This window comes from Nocardia sp. NPDC004415, assembly GCF_053602435.1.
Genome location: NZ_JBSGDP010000098.1, coordinates 1 through 13,846, shown reverse-complemented (window position 1 = coordinate 13,846; position 13,846 = coordinate 1). Strand labels below are relative to the sequence as shown.

Below are 13,846 nucleotides of genomic sequence, written 5' to 3'. Positions count from 1 at the left end.
GGCGTGCCGGGCACGCCACCCCGAGGCTCAGGCCAGCAGCTCGAACCAGGAGCCGAGCACGGGATCGCCCGCGAGCGTGGGGAAGTCGATGTCGGCATGGCCGGCCGACCGCCATTTCTCCACCAGCGACATGATGCGCACCGAATCGAGCCCGGCGTCGAGCAGATCGGTCTGCGCGGTCAGCTCGGACGGGTCGACACCCAGCACACCGGCCACGTCGGCGATCACCTGTTCCTCGGTCATGGTCATTCCTCTCGATCGAAATCGGCGACGCCGCGCTTCCAGTAGCCGGCGATCAGCGAGTCCTTGGGGCCGATGCCCAGGTCGTTGCGGATGACCTTGCGCACCCCGCGCAGGCAGCCCGCCTCGCCGGCCACCCACGCGTAGATCCGGCGTCCCTCGGGCACTTCCAGCGCGCGCACACCCTGTTCGAGCACGTCGCTGGTGCCCGGGGCGAGCTCGCCGCGGTGCAGCCAGCGGACCTCGACTCCGGCGGGTCCGTCCAGCGGGATCTCCTCCTCGGGTCCGGCCACCTCGATCAGCGCCCAGCCGGTGGTCTCGCGCGGCATGCGCTCGAGCAGGCGGGCGATGGCGGGCACGGCGGTGATGTCACCGGCGAGCAGGTAGTCGTCGTAGGTCTCCGGGATGACCACGCCGCCGGGCGGACCGGCGATGTGCACCTTGGTGCCCGGGGTGACCGTGGCGGCCCAGTCCGAGGCCAGGCCACCGGGGTGGATGACGAAATCGATGTCGAGTTCGCCGTCCTCGGCGCTGTGGCGGCGCACGGTGTACTCGCGTGAGATCGGGCGCGGGTTGCCCCAGTCGAGCATGGTGCCCTCGAGCTTGGGCAGGCGCAGCACGCCGTCCTCGCCCGGGAAGATCAGGCGCACGTGCTCGTCGGGGACGTAGCTGTGGAACTTGGCGAGGTCGGGGCCGCCGAAGGTGATCCGCCGCAGCGCGGCGCCGACGGGGGCGACCCGCAGCACCTCCACTTCCTGCAGACCGATCGGGTACGGCACCTTGGCGTAGTGCTCGCCGGCCAGCACCTCGGCGATGTTGTCGGCGTAGGCGGTGCGATCTTTCACGGTTGTTCCTTTCTGTGCAGCGGCCCGGCGACCAGCGCCATCAGACCGGTGAGGATCAGGACGGCCACGCCGTAGTACACGAGTGCCTGTCCGGGAGCGAACATCTGGCCGACGACACCGGCCACCATCGAGCCGACCGCGGTACCGGCCACCGACTGCACCATCAGCAGCCCCGACATGCGCCCGCGCATGTGATCGGGCGTGTTCTGTTGCAGCATCGCGTAGCGCAGCACCATGTTCACGGCCCTGGCCAGACCGAACCCGGCCAGCCCGAGGAACACCAGCGCCGCGTGCGACCACAGGCCCGCCGCGATCACGCCGATCGGCATCAGCGCCAGGGTGAGCAGCAGCGCGCGGCCGGTGTGGACGCGGCCCATCCAGCCGCTGGTGAGGGTGCCGAGCACCGCACCGGCGCCCGGCGCGGCGTAGAGCAGGCCCAGCGTGCCCGCGCCCGCACCGAGTTCGACATCGGCGAAGGCGGGCAGCAGCACCAGCGGACCGCTGACGAGCATGCCGATCAGGCCGGTGAGCAGGATAAGCCGGATGGATTCGTGGCGCACCGCGAAACCGATCCCGGCCACCAGCTCGCGCAGCGGGTTCTGCAGCTCACGTTCCGGCGGCGGTGACGGCCCGATCGCGGTGATCAGCCCGACGGTCGCCGTGGTGGCCAGCGCGCAGAGGAAATAGGCCGTGGCCACACCGGTTTTCGCGACGAGCAGACCGGCCACGGCCGGGGTGATCATGGTGCCGAGATCGGTGGTCAGCGAGACCAGCGCACCGGCGGCGGCCACCTTCTCCCGGCCCACCAGCACCGGCACCATGGCCATCAGCGCCGAACCGCTCACCCCGCCCGCCAGGCCGTCGATGACGGCGGCGAGGTAGATGGCGGACAGGAACGGGTCCGGCAGGACGGCGTTCACGCCGAGGATCACGAAACCCAGGCCCGCGGCACTGCGCGACCACTGGATCACCGTGCGGCGGTCGTAGCGGTCGGCGATCACGCCACCGGCCAGACTGCCGAAGAACAGCGCCGCCGCGGTGGTGGTGGCCACGCCGGCGACCTGCACGCTGGATTCGGTCAGCTGGTAGACCTGCAACGGCAGGGCCACCATGAGCAGACCGATACCCAGCACCGACACCAGCCGCGCCGCGAACGCGCACCGGAACGGGCGCGAGGCCCGCAGCGGGCTGAGGTCGAGGAGCAATCCGCCGGGAGCGGTCACTGGAAGCGCTCCACGAGCAGGTCGAGGGTGGTCATCACGGTGCGGTAGTCCGGACGCGAGCTGGTGGCGGGCAGTTCGAAGACCTTGTTCGCCTTGAACGCGGGCAGTGAGGCGTACATCGGGTCGGCGCGCAGCTCCTCGAGCGAGCGGCCACCGCTGAGCGGGATGGTGAACAGCACCGGTGCGTCGACGACGGTGTTGAGCAGCTCCGGGCTGAAGCTGATGAAGTCGGCGCTCTGCTCCTTGGCCGGGTTGCCCGCCTTGGCCTCGATCTGGGTGTCGAGGGTGAAACCGATCTCGGCCAGCAGCGCGGGCAGCGCGGCGGTGGGCACGAACAGGGTCGGCTTCTGGCTCTTGATCGACTGCATCACCACGGTCGCGCCGGCGGGGGGCTTGATCTTGTTCTTGGCCTCGGTCAGCTTGGCCTGGTAGTTCGCGATCAGGGTGTCGACATTGGCGGGCTTGTTCACCGTGTCGGCGATGAAACGCAGCTGGTCCTGCCAGTTGGTGGTCTCGGTCGGCATCAGCACGGTCGGGGCGATGGCGCTGAGCTGGTCGTAGGCGTTGACCGACTGCTGGCCCGGGTAGCCCTGGCCGCCACCGATGATCAGGTCGGGGCGCTGGGCGGCGATGAACTCCAGATTGATGTTCTCGCCGGACGGCACGGCCTGGGTGCCCTGCTTCTTCGCGTCCTCGGCCCAGCCGACGGGGAACTCGCCGGGCTTGTTCGGGACACCGAGCAGGCGCGGGTCGGCCGCGACGACGGTGGCGCCGAGGTCGTAGAGGTAGCCGGCCAGGTTGCCGTTGAGCACGACGACGCGCTGCGGGTCGGCGGGCACCTTGATCGGGCCCTTGGCCGAGGACACCTCACGCGGGCCGGTGGCCGCGGCGTCGTCGGCGGAGGTGCCGCAGGCGGTGAGCGCCGCGACCAGCGCGAGAACCAGCAGGGCGAGGGCGGCGCGCAGCCTGCCCGGAGAACGGTGGGTGAACATGGAAGGGGAAATCCTCATTTCTTGCGATGGCGGCAGTGGGCCGGTGTCAGTGCACCTGAGCGGCGTTTTCCGCCAGTGGAATCACCAGTGGGGTACCGGTTTCCGGGTCGTCGACGATGCGGCACCGCAGCGAGAACACCTCCCGCACCAGCTCCGCGGTGACGATCTCGGAGGGCAGCCCGGAGGCCACCACCCGGCCGTCGCGCATGGCGATCAGGTGGTCGGCGTAGCGGAAGGCGTGGTTGAGGTCGTGCAGCACCGCCACGACCGTGCGACCCGAATCGCGTTGCAGCGAGCGGCACAGATCCAGCAGCTGGATCTGGTAGGCGATGTCGAGATAGGTCGTCGGCTCGTCGAGCAGGATGATCGGCGTCTGCTGGGCCAGCACCATCGAGATCCACACCCGCTGACGCTGACCGCCGGAGAGCTCCTCGACCGGGCGGGCCGACAGCTCGGCGACACCGGTGGCCGCCATCGCCTCGGCGACGGCCTCCTCGTCGGTGCGCGACCACTGCCGCAGCAGCGTCTGGTGCGGATAGCGCCCGCGCGCGACGAGATCGGCGACGCGGATGCCGTCGGGCGCGGTCGAGGTCTGCGGCAGCAGGCCCACCTGGCGGGCCAGTTCCTTGGCCGGATAGTCGGTGACCGGCTTGCCGTCGAGCAGCACCTGGCCCGAGTCGGGCGGGAGCAGCCGGGCCAGCGCGCGCAGCAGCGTGGACTTGCCGCAGGCGTTCGGGCCGATGATCACGGTGAACTTGCCGTCCGGGATGTCCACGGAGAGCTGGTCACTGATCGTGTTGCCCTTGTAGCCGAGGCGTACCTTTTCCGCACGCAACCGCGCGGTGTGAGTGTCGTTCATATCGCTTCCTATTTCCGTCGCGCTTCGGCGACGAGCAGATACGCCAGGTACAGGCCACCGATCGAGCCGGTGACGACACCGACAGGAATGGTGGTGGGCGCGAAGGCGTGCTGGGCGATCCAGTCGCAGGTGATCAGCAGGGTCGCGCCCATCGCGGCGGCGGGCAGCAGCGCGATCGACGGGGTGCGGGTGAGCTTGCGTGCCAGGTGCGGCGCGGCCAGCGCGACGAAGGCGATCGGCCCGGCCACGGCGGTGGCCAGCGAGGTGAACCCGACGCTGAGCGCGATCAGCCAGCCGGTGGCCTTGCTCGCGTTCAGGCCGAGGGCGCGCGCGGTGTCGTCACCGAGTTCGAGGATCTGCAGGCGCGGCGCGGCCGGGATCAACGCCACCGCCAGCACCGCGAGCACGATCATCGTCGGGGCCACCTGCGACCACGACAGGCCGTTGAGCGAGCCCGCGCCCCAGGCCGCCGCCGACATGGCCGCGTCCAGGTCGGCGCGCACTATCAGCCAGGTGTTCACCGAGGCGAGCATCGCGCTCACGCCGATACCGACGATGATCAGCCGGAAGCCGGTTACGTTGTGCCGGAAGGCCAGCAGGTGGATGACCAGGGCGGCGGCGAGGCCGCCGACCATCGCGCCCGCCGCGGTCTGGAAGCTGCCGCCGCCGATGATCAGGATCACCAGCAGCGCGCCGGTGTAGGCGCCGGTGCTGAAGCCGATGATGTCGGGACTGCCCAGCGGATTGCGGGTCACCGACTGCAGGATCGCCCCGCTGACACCCAGCGCCGCGCCCAGCGCCAGCGCCATCAGGATGCGCGGCAGCCGCCAGTCCCAGACCACCAGCCGGTCGAAGCGCTCGTCGCCGACGAACAGCGCGCGCAGCACCCGGGCCGCGGGGATCTGGAAATCGCCGGTGCCCAGGGCGAATACGGCGGTGGCCAGTGCGATGACGAGCAGGATCGCGCACACCACCACGGTGCGCACGCCGACCCTGGCGGTGATCCCGAGCCGCGGTGGCCGCACGACCACCGTCCGGCGGCCGAAGTCGATCTTGCTCATGCGGTGGCTCCCACTCGCGAACGGCGCGCCAGCCAGATCAGCATCGGCGCACCGAGGAACGCCGTCACCAGGCCGGCGGGAACCTCGTCGGGACGGATGACGATGCGGCCCAGCACATCCGCGGTGAGCACCAGCAGCGGCGCCAGCACCAGCGAGTAGGCGAAGATCCACCGCTGATCGGGCCCGACCAGCCAGCGCGCGATGTGCGGCACGGCCAGACCGACGAAGGCGATCGGGCCGACGGCCGCGGTCGCGGTGCCGCACAGCAGCACCAGCGCCAGCGCGGTGAGCAGCCGGGTGCGGGTGACGTGCACGCCCAGCGAGCGGGCCAGATCGTCACCGAGGGCGACGGCGTTGAGCGAGCGCGCGCAGATCGCGGCGATGATCAGCCCGGCGATGATGAACGGCGCGGCGCCCACGATGATGTCGAACCCACGATTGGTGAGCGAACCCGCGTCCCAGCGGCGCATCTCGTCGAAGGCCTTGGGGTCGATGAGCATCAGGCCGCGGGTGAGACCGCCGAGCACCGCGGTGGCGGCGACACCGGCCAGCGTCAGCCGGATCGGATCGGTGCCGGTGTGGCCCGCGGTGCCGAGCCGGTAGACGACCACCGAAACCAGTGCGGCACCGAGGAAGCCGAACCACACATACGATGTGATTTCACTCACCCCGAGGATGCCGACGGCTACGGTGATGGCGAATGCGGCGCCCGCGTTCACGCCCAGCAAACCGGGGTCGGCGAGCGGGTTGCGGGTCAGCCCTTGCATCAGGCAACCGGCTACGCCGAGGGCGAGCCCGCACAGCAGTCCGAGAACGGTTCGCGGAAGCCGGTATTCGGTGACGGTGACGTGATCGGGCGTGGTGACGGGCCCGGTCAGCGCCGCCCAGACCTCACTGGCCGGGATCGCTTTCGTGCCGACCAGCAGGCTCAGCAAACACGCCGCGATCAGCAGGGCGACTGTCAGCAACCAGCCGCACCAGCGCGGACTACTCATCAGGAAAATCTCTCTCGCATCGAACGGTTCGCCACGAAGATTAGCGCAAGCAAGGTCTTGATAGGTGAGGCTTACCTAGCTATGGTCTCGATGCGTTCGGTCCGCAGCTTGTTGCGCCGCGCAGTTCACACGAGGAACACGAAAGGCTCACCCCCGTGAAAATCACCAAGTTCGCCCTGTTGGCTTCCACCGTCAGCGTTGCCCTCGGCATCGTTGCCGGTACCAGCCACGCAGCTCCTGCCGTGGATGCGAGCGCGCCGATCAACTTCACCTCCACCACCACCGAGACCAGCACGATCATCGGTACCGACGCGGGCTCGATGGTGGTCGAAGATGGTGTGTTCAAGATCAAGGCTGCCGACGGCACCACCGTCGCGGGCACCGAACTGGCCTTCCGTGTCGACGACTTCGAGTTCCCGATCGCCGCCGAGATCACCGATCGCACCGCCACGCTGACCCCGAAGTTCGATGCCGCGCACGCGGTCTACAAGCCGGTCGCGCTGCCTTACGAGGACAAGGCGCCGTGGAAGAGCGAGTACGACCGTGAGCAGGCGGCGTGGAGCCGACTGGGCAGCACCATCTCCCTCGGTGCCGCTGTCGGCGCGCTGGTCGGCGGCCTCGGTGGCGCGGCTGTGGGTTGTGTGTTCGGCGGTATCGCCGGCGCCACCGTTGCCGCGGCGACCATCGTCGGCATGTTCGGCCCGTTCATCCCCGCCGCGGCCATCGGCTGCATCGGCGGCATCATGGCGATGGGCTCGCTCGGCGCCCTCGCCGGCCAGCTGTTCATCGCCGCCCCGGTCGCGATCATGGCCGCGGTGCAGTACTTCACCACCATCAACTCCCCGATGCCGAACAACCCCGCGCCTGCCAAGTAGGTCGCACCCCACGGCTCGTGGAGGGGACAACTCGGCGAGCTGACGAATCCCGCCCGATCACGATCGGGCGGGATTCCGCCGTTTCCGTGCCCACTGCGTCCCAGGGCTATTTCGCCTCGGCGCCGGTGCTCTCGTTCGGTGCCGGAATCCGGCGCAGCAGCACCATCACCAGTGCGGCGGCGACCGCCGTGAGCCCGATGCCAACGACCGAATTCACCTGGAGCGCATGGGTATAGGCCTGGCGTGCCACCGTGGTGAGCTCGGCACCGAGCGCCTCGGGCAGGGCCGCGGCCACCTGTAGCGCACCGGCGAGGGTGTCCTCGGCGGCGTGCGCGACCTCGGCGGGGAGCCCGTCGGGCAGTGTCTCGGCCATCCGCCCGCGATACACCGCGGTGCCGATGCTGCCGATCACCGCGACGCCGAGCGCGGCCGAGAGTTCCTGGCCGGTCTCGGAGATCGCGGACGCGGCACCGGCGCGGGCCGGGTCGACCGCGCCGACGATCAGGTCGAGGCCGAGTACGAACATCGGGCTCAGGCCGAGCGAGAACACCACCATGCCGGTGACGATGAGCGCGAGGTCGTCGGCGCCGGAGAGCTGGGTGAACAGCGCGTAGCCGATCATGGCGATCACCAGGCCGCCGGTCATCAGATAGGCGGGCCGCACGCGCGGCGCGAGCGCGCTCACCACCCCGGCCGCCACCACCATGGCCAGCGCCTGCGGCACCGTCCACAGGCCCGCCTCGAACGCGGAAAGCCCCAGCACCAGTTGCAGATACTGCGACAGCAGCAGGAACAGCCCGCCCATCGCGAGCATGGCGACCATCAGCGCCACCAGCGACCCGCTGAAGCGCACATTGCCGAACAGCCCGAGGTCGATCAGCGGATCGGTGAGCCTGCGCTGACGCAAGACGAACACCGTGCCGAGCACCAACCCGCCCGCCAGCACCGCCAGCGCGTCGACGGCCCAGCCGTCCTTGGCCAGTTCCTTGATGCCGTAGATCACGGCCATCACCGACAGCAGCGACAGCAGCGCGCTGAACAGGTCGAGCTTGCCCGGGTTCGGGTCCTTGTACTCGGGCAGCAGCAGCGGTCCGCTCACCAGCAGCAGCACCATCGCGGGCACCGCGACCAGGAACACCGAGCCCCACCAGAAGTTCTCCAGCATGGCGCCACCGACCAGCGGGCCGATCACCATGCCGATCATGAAACTGGTCATCCACACGCTGATCGCGGTGGTGCGCTGGCGGTCGTCGTGGAACATGTTGCGGATCAGCGCCAGCGTGGACGGCATGAGGGTCGCGCCCGCGATACCGAGCAGCGCGCGGGTGCCGATCAACATGTTCGCGCTGCTGGAGTAGGCCGCGACCACCGAGGCGACACCGAAGGCGAACGCGCCGATCATCAGCAGTTTCCGTCTGCCGATCCGGTCACCGACGGTGCCCATGGTGATCAGGAAACCCGCGACCAGGAAGCCGTAGATGTCGAGAATCCACAGCAGCTGCGAGCTGCTCGGGTGCAGGGCCTCGCTGATGTGCGGGATGGCCAGGTAGAGCACGCTCAGATCCATCGAGATCAGCAGCGTGGGCAGGGCCAGCACGGCCAGCCCGATCCACTCCCTGAGCCCGGCCGACGGGGCGGATTCGGCGGCGTCGCGCGTGCTCTGCGTGGAAGTCACGCCCTCGACGTTACCGACGATTCGAGTACACGTGCCAGCGGTTTTTTCGGGGGCATCCGGCGTGCGGGCGGCCGGTAACTCATTGGACATTCCGGGCGGCGGCCCGCGAGGATGGGCCCGATGTCCACACGTGATGAACGCCTCCGGCTCGTCGATCCACTGCCGCCGCGGGAACCGGGCGAGCCGTTTCCGTGGTCGGCGGCCATCGACTCCACCTACTCCACCCGCGACGCCGTCGACGCGCTGGCGCTCGCGCCGTTCCTGCGCGGTGACCAGCCCTTCGCCCGCCAGACCCATCTGGACCGGGCCCGGCCCGAGGCCGCCCTGCGTCCCGCGGGCTCGCGCGTCGTGCGTGCCGTCGCCGACGACGACAGCAGCGCGCTGCTCGCCGCCGGGGAGGGCTGGTCGCTGCGCGCGGTGCGCTGGGCGGGCGGGTCGGCCACGGTCGAGGTGACCGCGACGACCGACGAACTCGCGCTCGCGGTGCTGGCCGAGGCCACCGAGGGCGCCGCCCAGGCGCGCGACGCGGACGCGACGGTGGAGATGGGCTTCTGGCACATGGATGTGCGCAGGCCCGCGCGGCGCCGTCGCCGGATCACGGCCCCGGCCTGGCCGGAGATCCGCGGCAACTACTCCGCCGATGTCGCGGCGGGCCTGGACCGGCTGATGGAACTGGCCGTCGCCGATGTCCGCGGCAGGCTCGTGCTGCTGCACGGCGAGCCAGGGACCGGCAAGACCACCGCGCTGCGGGCGCTGGCCAGGGCGTGGGCGCCGTGGTGCCAGGTCGACTGCGTGGTCGATCCGGAGGAGCTGTTCAGCAATCCCGGCTACCTGATGGAGGTGGCCGCGGGCGCCGACGGGGACGACGAGGACGGCCGCTGGCGCCTGCTCGTGCTGGAGGACTGCGACGAACTCATTCGCGGTGAGGCGAAAGAGGCCGCGGGACAGAAGCTCTCGCGCCTGCTCAATCTCACCGACGGCATGCTCGGCCAGGGCCGCAAGGTACTCATCGCCATCACCACCAACGAGGACCTGTCCCGGCTGCACCCCGCCGTCGTCCGGCCCGGCCGCTGTCTGGCCCAGCTCGAGGTCGGCAGGCTCACCGCCGCCGAAGCCGGTGCCTGGCTCGCCCGCCAGAACCACGACGGCGACCGGACTTTCGCCGACGGCGCCACCCTCGCCGAACTCGTCGCCCACCGCGACGGCGAGAGCCACATCCGCTCCACCTCCGACCACACCCCCGAGGTCGGGATGTACCTGTGAGCTAGATCTGGCGCGCCTCGACGGCGTCCCTGGCCTCCACCAGCGAGGCGTCCGGTCGCAGGGCCCGGTAGGCGCGGATGGCCTGGATCTTCTTGCCGCGCCGCAGTAATTCGTCGACCTCGCCGAAATCGAGCTCGGTGGCCGGGTCGGTGATGCCGAGGTGCTTCATGATCAGGTCGAGCTTGCGTTCGACGCGGACGAGTTTCGCGTCGAGCCGATCGTTGGCGAACATGCGCCCAGGGTAGCCAGGCCGCTCACCGGGCGACGACCTTCGCGGCCGCGGCGCAGGCCAGGGTGAGGACCAGCGGCACCGCGAGCGCGGCGGTGAGCGGGATCAGCGCGGTGAGCCAGCCGATCATGGCGGGTCCGGCCAGCAGGCCCAGATAGCCGACGGTGAACACCCGCGACATGTCCGTGGCGGCGGTGGTACCACCGAGATTGCCCGCGGTACTGAAGATCTGGGGGACACCACCGGCGAGCCCCAGCCCGCACATCGCCCAGCCTGCCAGCGTCAGCGGCAACCACGGTGAGGCGATGACGACGGCGAATCCCGCTGCGGCCAAAAGGCTTCCGTAGCGCACGATCGCCACCGGGCCGAAGGCTCCACTGACCCGGTCGGCCAGGAACCGACCCAGGGTCATGGTGGCCGAGAAGGCGCCGAAGGCCAGTGCCGCGTCGGCCTCGGTGGCGCCGAGATGCTCGCGCACCTGCAGGGCGCTCCAATCCCCGGCCACGCCTTCGGCGAGCAACAGCACGAACGCGATGAGCCCGAGCGAGTACACGCGCCGGGCCCTTGCCGACCGTCGGCCGCGCGAGCCGCTCGCGTCGCGGGAGGCCGGGCTCGGGCCGACCGCGGGATCGGAGTCGTAATGCTCTGCGCGGGATCTGGTTTCGGTGGTCGGGTGGTGGAGCAGGTGGGGGACCAGGAGTGCCGTGATGATCAGCCCGGCCACGCCCGCGCAGGTCAGCGTGAGTTCCGGTGCCCAGCCCGCGCGCTGGGCGGTCGCGCCCACCAGCGCCCCGGCGAAGCCGCCGCCGGAGAACATGGCGTGGAACGCCGACATGATCGGTCGCTGGTAGGCCCGTTCGACGTGCACGGCCTGGGTGTTCATCGAGACGTCGAGTGCCCCGTTGCCCAGCCCGAAACAGGCCAGCGCCAGCGCCAGGGTGACCGGTCCGCCCGCCAGGCCCGGCCCGATCACCGTCACCGAGATGGTGGTGGCGGCGACCGCGACCAGGGTGCGGCTGCCGAACCGGTCGGCCGCGGGCCCGGCCAGCCGCATCCCCACGATCGCCGCGCCCGCGAGCAACAGGATCAGCATCCCCAGCACCGAGGCCGACACCCCGGTCCGGTCGGTGATCGCCGGAATGTGCACCACCCACATCGCCAGCAGGAACCCGTTGAGCGTGAACGTCGCGAACACGGCCGCCCTGGCCTCGCGCAGGCGCCGGTCGATCGTCGCTGGAGTCACCGTCTCGACGGTACCGGCCGCGCTTCGAGGGTCCCTGGAGCTCACCTCGCGCCGGGGTCACCGGGCCTACACCGAGCCGCCCGCGCGTGGGTCGTCAGGCGGTCGGCGTCCAGACCCCGGTGGCGGCGGTCTCCTTCGCGTAGTCGCGGAAGTCGCGCGGTTCGCGGCCCAGCGCGCGGCTGACTCCGTCGGCGGTGGCGGAGTTGCGGCCGTCGAGGATCGTGCCGAAGAGGTAGTCGAGCAGGCTGATCACGTCACCGGGCACCTGGTATTCGGCAAGAGCCGCAACGAATTCCGCGCGCTGCACCGGGACGAACACGATCTCGCGCCCGGCGGCCCCGGCGATCTCGCCGACGGCTTCGGCGAAGGTTAGCGCGCGCGGCCCGGTCAGTTCGTACAGTTCGCCCGCGTGCCGGGGATCGGTGAGGGCGGCGGCGGCCACCTCGGCGATGTCGTCGGCGTGCACGAACGGCTCGGGCACGTCCCCGTTGGGCAGGGCGACGGCCCCGGCGAGCACATCGGGCAGGAACGCGCCCTCGCTGAAGTTCTGTGCGAAGAAGCTGCACCGCACGACGGTCCAGGCCAGGCCCGAATCCCGCACGATCTGTTCGCATTCCAGGGCCTCGGGCTCGCCGCGCCCCGACAGCAGCACCACCGAGCGCACACCGGCGGCCACCGCCTCGGTGGTGAAGGCGCGCACCACATCCGGTGCGCCGGGGACGGCGAGGTCGGGCTGGAAAGCGAGATAGACGGCGTCGACACCGGCGAGGGCGGGCGCCCAGGTGGTCCGGTCGGTCCAGTCGAAGGGGATCGGGGCGGTCCGCGAGCCGATGCGCACCCGGTGGCCCGCGGCCGCCAGGAGCGCGGCCACGCGGCTTCCGGTCTTGCCCGTGCCGCCGGTGATGAGGGAGAGTCGCTGGTCAGTGATGTTTTCTGGCATGCCTCGAGTACACCGGCCACGGAGCCGGGGCGACATCGCTGTGGCGCTCACCTCCATGCGCGGGCGTCTACGGTGGCGCCGCGGCTAGGGTGGGACGGGTGGATGCCCTAGCCGGATTGCTCGAAGGTCCACGGGCCCGCGGCGCGTTCCTGATGTGCTCGCTGCTCAACCCGCCGTGGTCGCTGCGGATCCAGGACGAGGCGCCGCTGACGGTGCTCGCGATGATCCGCGGAAACGTCTGGGTGAGTTCGGATTCGGCGCCGCCGCGCCAGCTCGTCGCCGGTGATGTCGCGATATTCCGTGGCCCGCAGCCGTATACGGTGGCCGACGATCCCGCCACCGAGCCGCAGATCATCATCCAGCCGGGCCAGGTCACCACCACTCCTGACGGCGAGATCCTGTGCGAGACATTGAGTCTCGGTGTCCGGCAGTGGGGTACCGACCCCGAGGGCGAGACCCTGATGGTCACCGGCACCTACGAGCACGCGGGTGCCGTGAGCCGCCGCCTCCTGCGCGCTCTGCCCCGGGTCGCGGTCCTCCCGCGCGGCGAACTCGACACCCGCCTGCTCGACCTGCTCGTCGACGAGGCCACCCGAGACCGCCCCGCCCAGGGCGCCGTCCTCGACCGCCTGCTCGACCTGCTGCTCATCGCCGCCCTGCGCGCCTGGTTCGCCCGCGACGACGCCCCCGCCTGGTACCACGCCTACAGCGACCCGCTCATCGGCAAGGCCCTGCGCCTGCTGCAACACAATCCGGCGCACCCGTGGACGGTGGTCGCGTTGGCCGAGGCGGTCGGCATGTCCCGGGCCGCGCTGGCCCGCCGGTTCACCGACCTGGTCGGCGAACCCCCGATGACCTTCCTGACCGAATGGCGGCTGTCGCTGGCCGCCGACCTGCTCGCCGAATCCGACGCGACCGTGGAATCCATCGCCCACCAGGTCGGCTACGGCACCGCCTTCGCCCTGAGCACCGCCTTCAAACGGCATTTCGGGGTGAGCCCACGCGATCACCGGCAGGGGAGCGCGGCCGCGCTGTCCTCGTCGGCCTGAACGGCCCGGAGCGTGCCTGCCAAGATGGCAGGCATGACCTACCCCGTGCTGTGGCCGATGCCGACCCGCTGGGCCGACAACGACCAGTACGGTCACGTGAACAACGTGACCTACTACTCCTACTTCGACACCGCGGTGAACGCCTGGCTGATGCGGGCCACCGGCGTCGACATCACCGCGCTGCCCGCGCTGGGCGTCGTCGCCCAGACCTCGTGCCGGTTCCACGGCTCGGTCAGCTTTCCCGACGAACTGCGCGTCGGCCTGCGGATCGCGCGGCTGGGCAACTCCAGCATCACCTACGACCTGGCGATCTTCCGCGTCACCGAGGCGGGCGACGAACTCGCCGCCACCGGCGAG

15 protein-coding genes are annotated in these 13,846 nt (G+C 70.5%); 4 read left to right on the top strand and 11 right to left on the bottom strand.

The window, feature by feature from the left end; genetic code table 11:
* Positions 1–27 precede the first annotated feature (27 nt).
* Genes ACWEMY_RS28330 through ACWEMY_RS28300 form a run of 7 tightly spaced genes read right to left on the bottom strand, consistent with a single transcriptional unit; the run spans position 28 to position 6,215 of the window.
* On the bottom strand, positions 28–243 hold the full coding sequence (locus tag ACWEMY_RS28330; protein WP_375934911.1) for a phosphopantetheine-binding protein: 216 nt from the start codon (positions 241–243) through the stop codon (positions 28–30).
* Between the two features lie 2 nt (positions 244–245).
* Positions 246–1,085: a siderophore-interacting protein gene (locus ACWEMY_RS28325; RefSeq protein ID WP_375934914.1), complete on the bottom strand. Its 840-nt coding sequence runs from the start codon at positions 1,083–1,085 to the stop codon at positions 246–248.
* A complete protein-coding gene (gene entS, locus ACWEMY_RS28320) occupies positions 1,082–2,308 on the bottom strand; it encodes an enterobactin transporter EntS (RefSeq protein WP_375934917.1) in 1,227 nt (408 codons plus the stop codon). The genes ACWEMY_RS28325 and entS overlap by 4 nt, the downstream gene beginning before the upstream one ends.
* Positions 2,305–3,300 (bottom strand): ABC transporter substrate-binding protein, encoded by a 996-nt coding sequence (locus ACWEMY_RS28315; protein ID WP_452392476.1) that lies wholly within the window; start codon positions 3,298–3,300, stop codon positions 2,305–2,307. The genes entS and ACWEMY_RS28315 overlap by 4 nt, the downstream gene beginning before the upstream one ends.
* 46 nt (positions 3,301–3,346) lie before the next feature.
* Positions 3,347–4,159, bottom strand: coding sequence for an ABC transporter ATP-binding protein (locus ACWEMY_RS28310; protein ID WP_452392475.1), 813 nt, complete (start codon positions 4,157–4,159; stop codon positions 3,347–3,349).
* A gap of 8 nt (positions 4,160–4,167) precedes the next feature.
* Positions 4,168–5,220: a FecCD family ABC transporter permease gene (locus ACWEMY_RS28305; RefSeq protein ID WP_452392474.1), complete on the bottom strand. Its 1,053-nt coding sequence runs from the start codon at positions 5,218–5,220 to the stop codon at positions 4,168–4,170.
* The gene (locus tag ACWEMY_RS28300) at positions 5,217–6,215 is read right to left on the bottom strand and encodes an iron chelate uptake ABC transporter family permease subunit (RefSeq protein ID WP_452392473.1); all 999 of its coding nucleotides are present in this window, start codon (positions 6,213–6,215) and stop codon (positions 5,217–5,219) included. Before ACWEMY_RS28300 ends, ACWEMY_RS28305 begins: the two co-directional genes overlap by 4 nt.
* A 155-nt stretch (positions 6,216–6,370) precedes the next feature.
* Here ACWEMY_RS28300 and ACWEMY_RS28295 point away from each other — a divergent pair, with 155 nt between their 5' ends.
* Positions 6,371–7,090, top strand: a complete 720-nt coding sequence (locus ACWEMY_RS28295; RefSeq protein ID WP_452392472.1) for a hypothetical protein — start codon at positions 6,371–6,373, stop codon at positions 7,088–7,090.
* Between the two features lie 106 nt (positions 7,091–7,196).
* Here ACWEMY_RS28295 and ACWEMY_RS28290 read toward each other — a convergent pair whose 3' ends face one another.
* Positions 7,197–8,765, bottom strand: coding sequence for an MFS transporter (locus ACWEMY_RS28290; RefSeq protein WP_452392471.1), 1,569 nt, complete (start codon positions 8,763–8,765; stop codon positions 7,197–7,199).
* Between the two features lie 120 nt (positions 8,766–8,885).
* On the opposite strand from ACWEMY_RS28290, the gene ACWEMY_RS28285 reads away from it, so the two are divergent.
* A complete protein-coding gene (locus ACWEMY_RS28285; protein ID WP_452392470.1) occupies positions 8,886–10,028 on the top strand; it encodes a DUF5925 domain-containing protein in 1,143 nt (380 codons plus the stop codon).
* A 1-nt stretch (position 10,029) separates the two neighbouring features.
* Here ACWEMY_RS28285 and ACWEMY_RS28280 read toward each other — a convergent pair whose 3' ends face one another.
* The 3 genes from ACWEMY_RS28280 to ACWEMY_RS28270 form a co-directional block, all read right to left on the bottom strand.
* Positions 10,030–10,260, bottom strand: coding sequence for a hypothetical protein (locus ACWEMY_RS28280; RefSeq protein WP_375934939.1), 231 nt, complete (start codon positions 10,258–10,260; stop codon positions 10,030–10,032).
* Between the two features lie 22 nt (positions 10,261–10,282).
* Positions 10,283–11,500 carry an MFS transporter gene (locus ACWEMY_RS28275; RefSeq protein ID WP_452392469.1) on the bottom strand — a complete coding sequence of 406 codons (1,218 nt, stop codon included), beginning with the start codon at positions 11,498–11,500 and terminating at the stop codon, positions 10,283–10,285.
* Between the two features lie 94 nt (positions 11,501–11,594).
* On the bottom strand, positions 11,595–12,440 hold the full coding sequence (locus tag ACWEMY_RS28270; RefSeq protein WP_452392468.1) for an NmrA family transcriptional regulator: 846 nt from the start codon (positions 12,438–12,440) through the stop codon (positions 11,595–11,597).
* Positions 12,441–12,538: 98 nt separating this feature from the next.
* Between ACWEMY_RS28270 and ACWEMY_RS28265 the strand changes: the two genes are divergently transcribed.
* Together ACWEMY_RS28265 and ACWEMY_RS28260 are read left to right on the top strand one after the other, a co-directional pair.
* Positions 12,539–13,489 carry an AraC family transcriptional regulator gene (locus tag ACWEMY_RS28265; RefSeq protein ID WP_452392467.1) on the top strand — a complete coding sequence of 317 codons (951 nt, stop codon included), beginning with the start codon at positions 12,539–12,541 and terminating at the stop codon, positions 13,487–13,489.
* 24 nt (positions 13,490–13,513) lie between these two features.
* Positions 13,514–13,846: acyl-CoA thioesterase (locus ACWEMY_RS28260; protein ID WP_452392466.1), on the top strand; the 333-nt coding region annotated here is incomplete at its 3' end.

Bases quoted from the DNA above. Each gene is read 5' to 3' on its own strand.
- ACWEMY_RS28280 (WP_375934939.1), bottom strand. From the start codon at position 10,260: ATGTTCGCCAACGATCGGCTCGACGCGAAACTCGTCCGCGTCGAACGC.
- ACWEMY_RS28285 (WP_452392470.1), top strand. From the start codon at position 8,886: ATGTCCACACGTGATGAACGCCTCCGGCTCGTCGATCCACTGCCGCCG.
- ACWEMY_RS28330 (WP_375934911.1), bottom strand. From the start codon at position 243: ATGACCGAGGAACAGGTGATCGCCGACGTGGCCGGTGTGCTGGGTGTC.
- ACWEMY_RS28305 (WP_452392474.1), bottom strand. From the start codon at position 5,220: ATGAGCAAGATCGACTTCGGCCGCCGGACGGTGGTCGTGCGGCCACCG.
- ACWEMY_RS28315 (WP_452392476.1), bottom strand. From the start codon at position 3,300: ATGTTCACCCACCGTTCTCCGGGCAGGCTGCGCGCCGCCCTCGCCCTG.
- ACWEMY_RS28300 (WP_452392473.1), bottom strand. From the start codon at position 6,215: ATGAGTAGTCCGCGCTGGTGCGGCTGGTTGCTGACAGTCGCCCTGCTG.
- ACWEMY_RS28270 (WP_452392468.1), bottom strand. From the start codon at position 12,440: ATGCCAGAAAACATCACTGACCAGCGACTCTCCCTCATCACCGGCGGC.
- ACWEMY_RS28310 (WP_452392475.1), bottom strand. From the start codon at position 4,159: ATGAACGACACTCACACCGCGCGGTTGCGTGCGGAAAAGGTACGCCTC.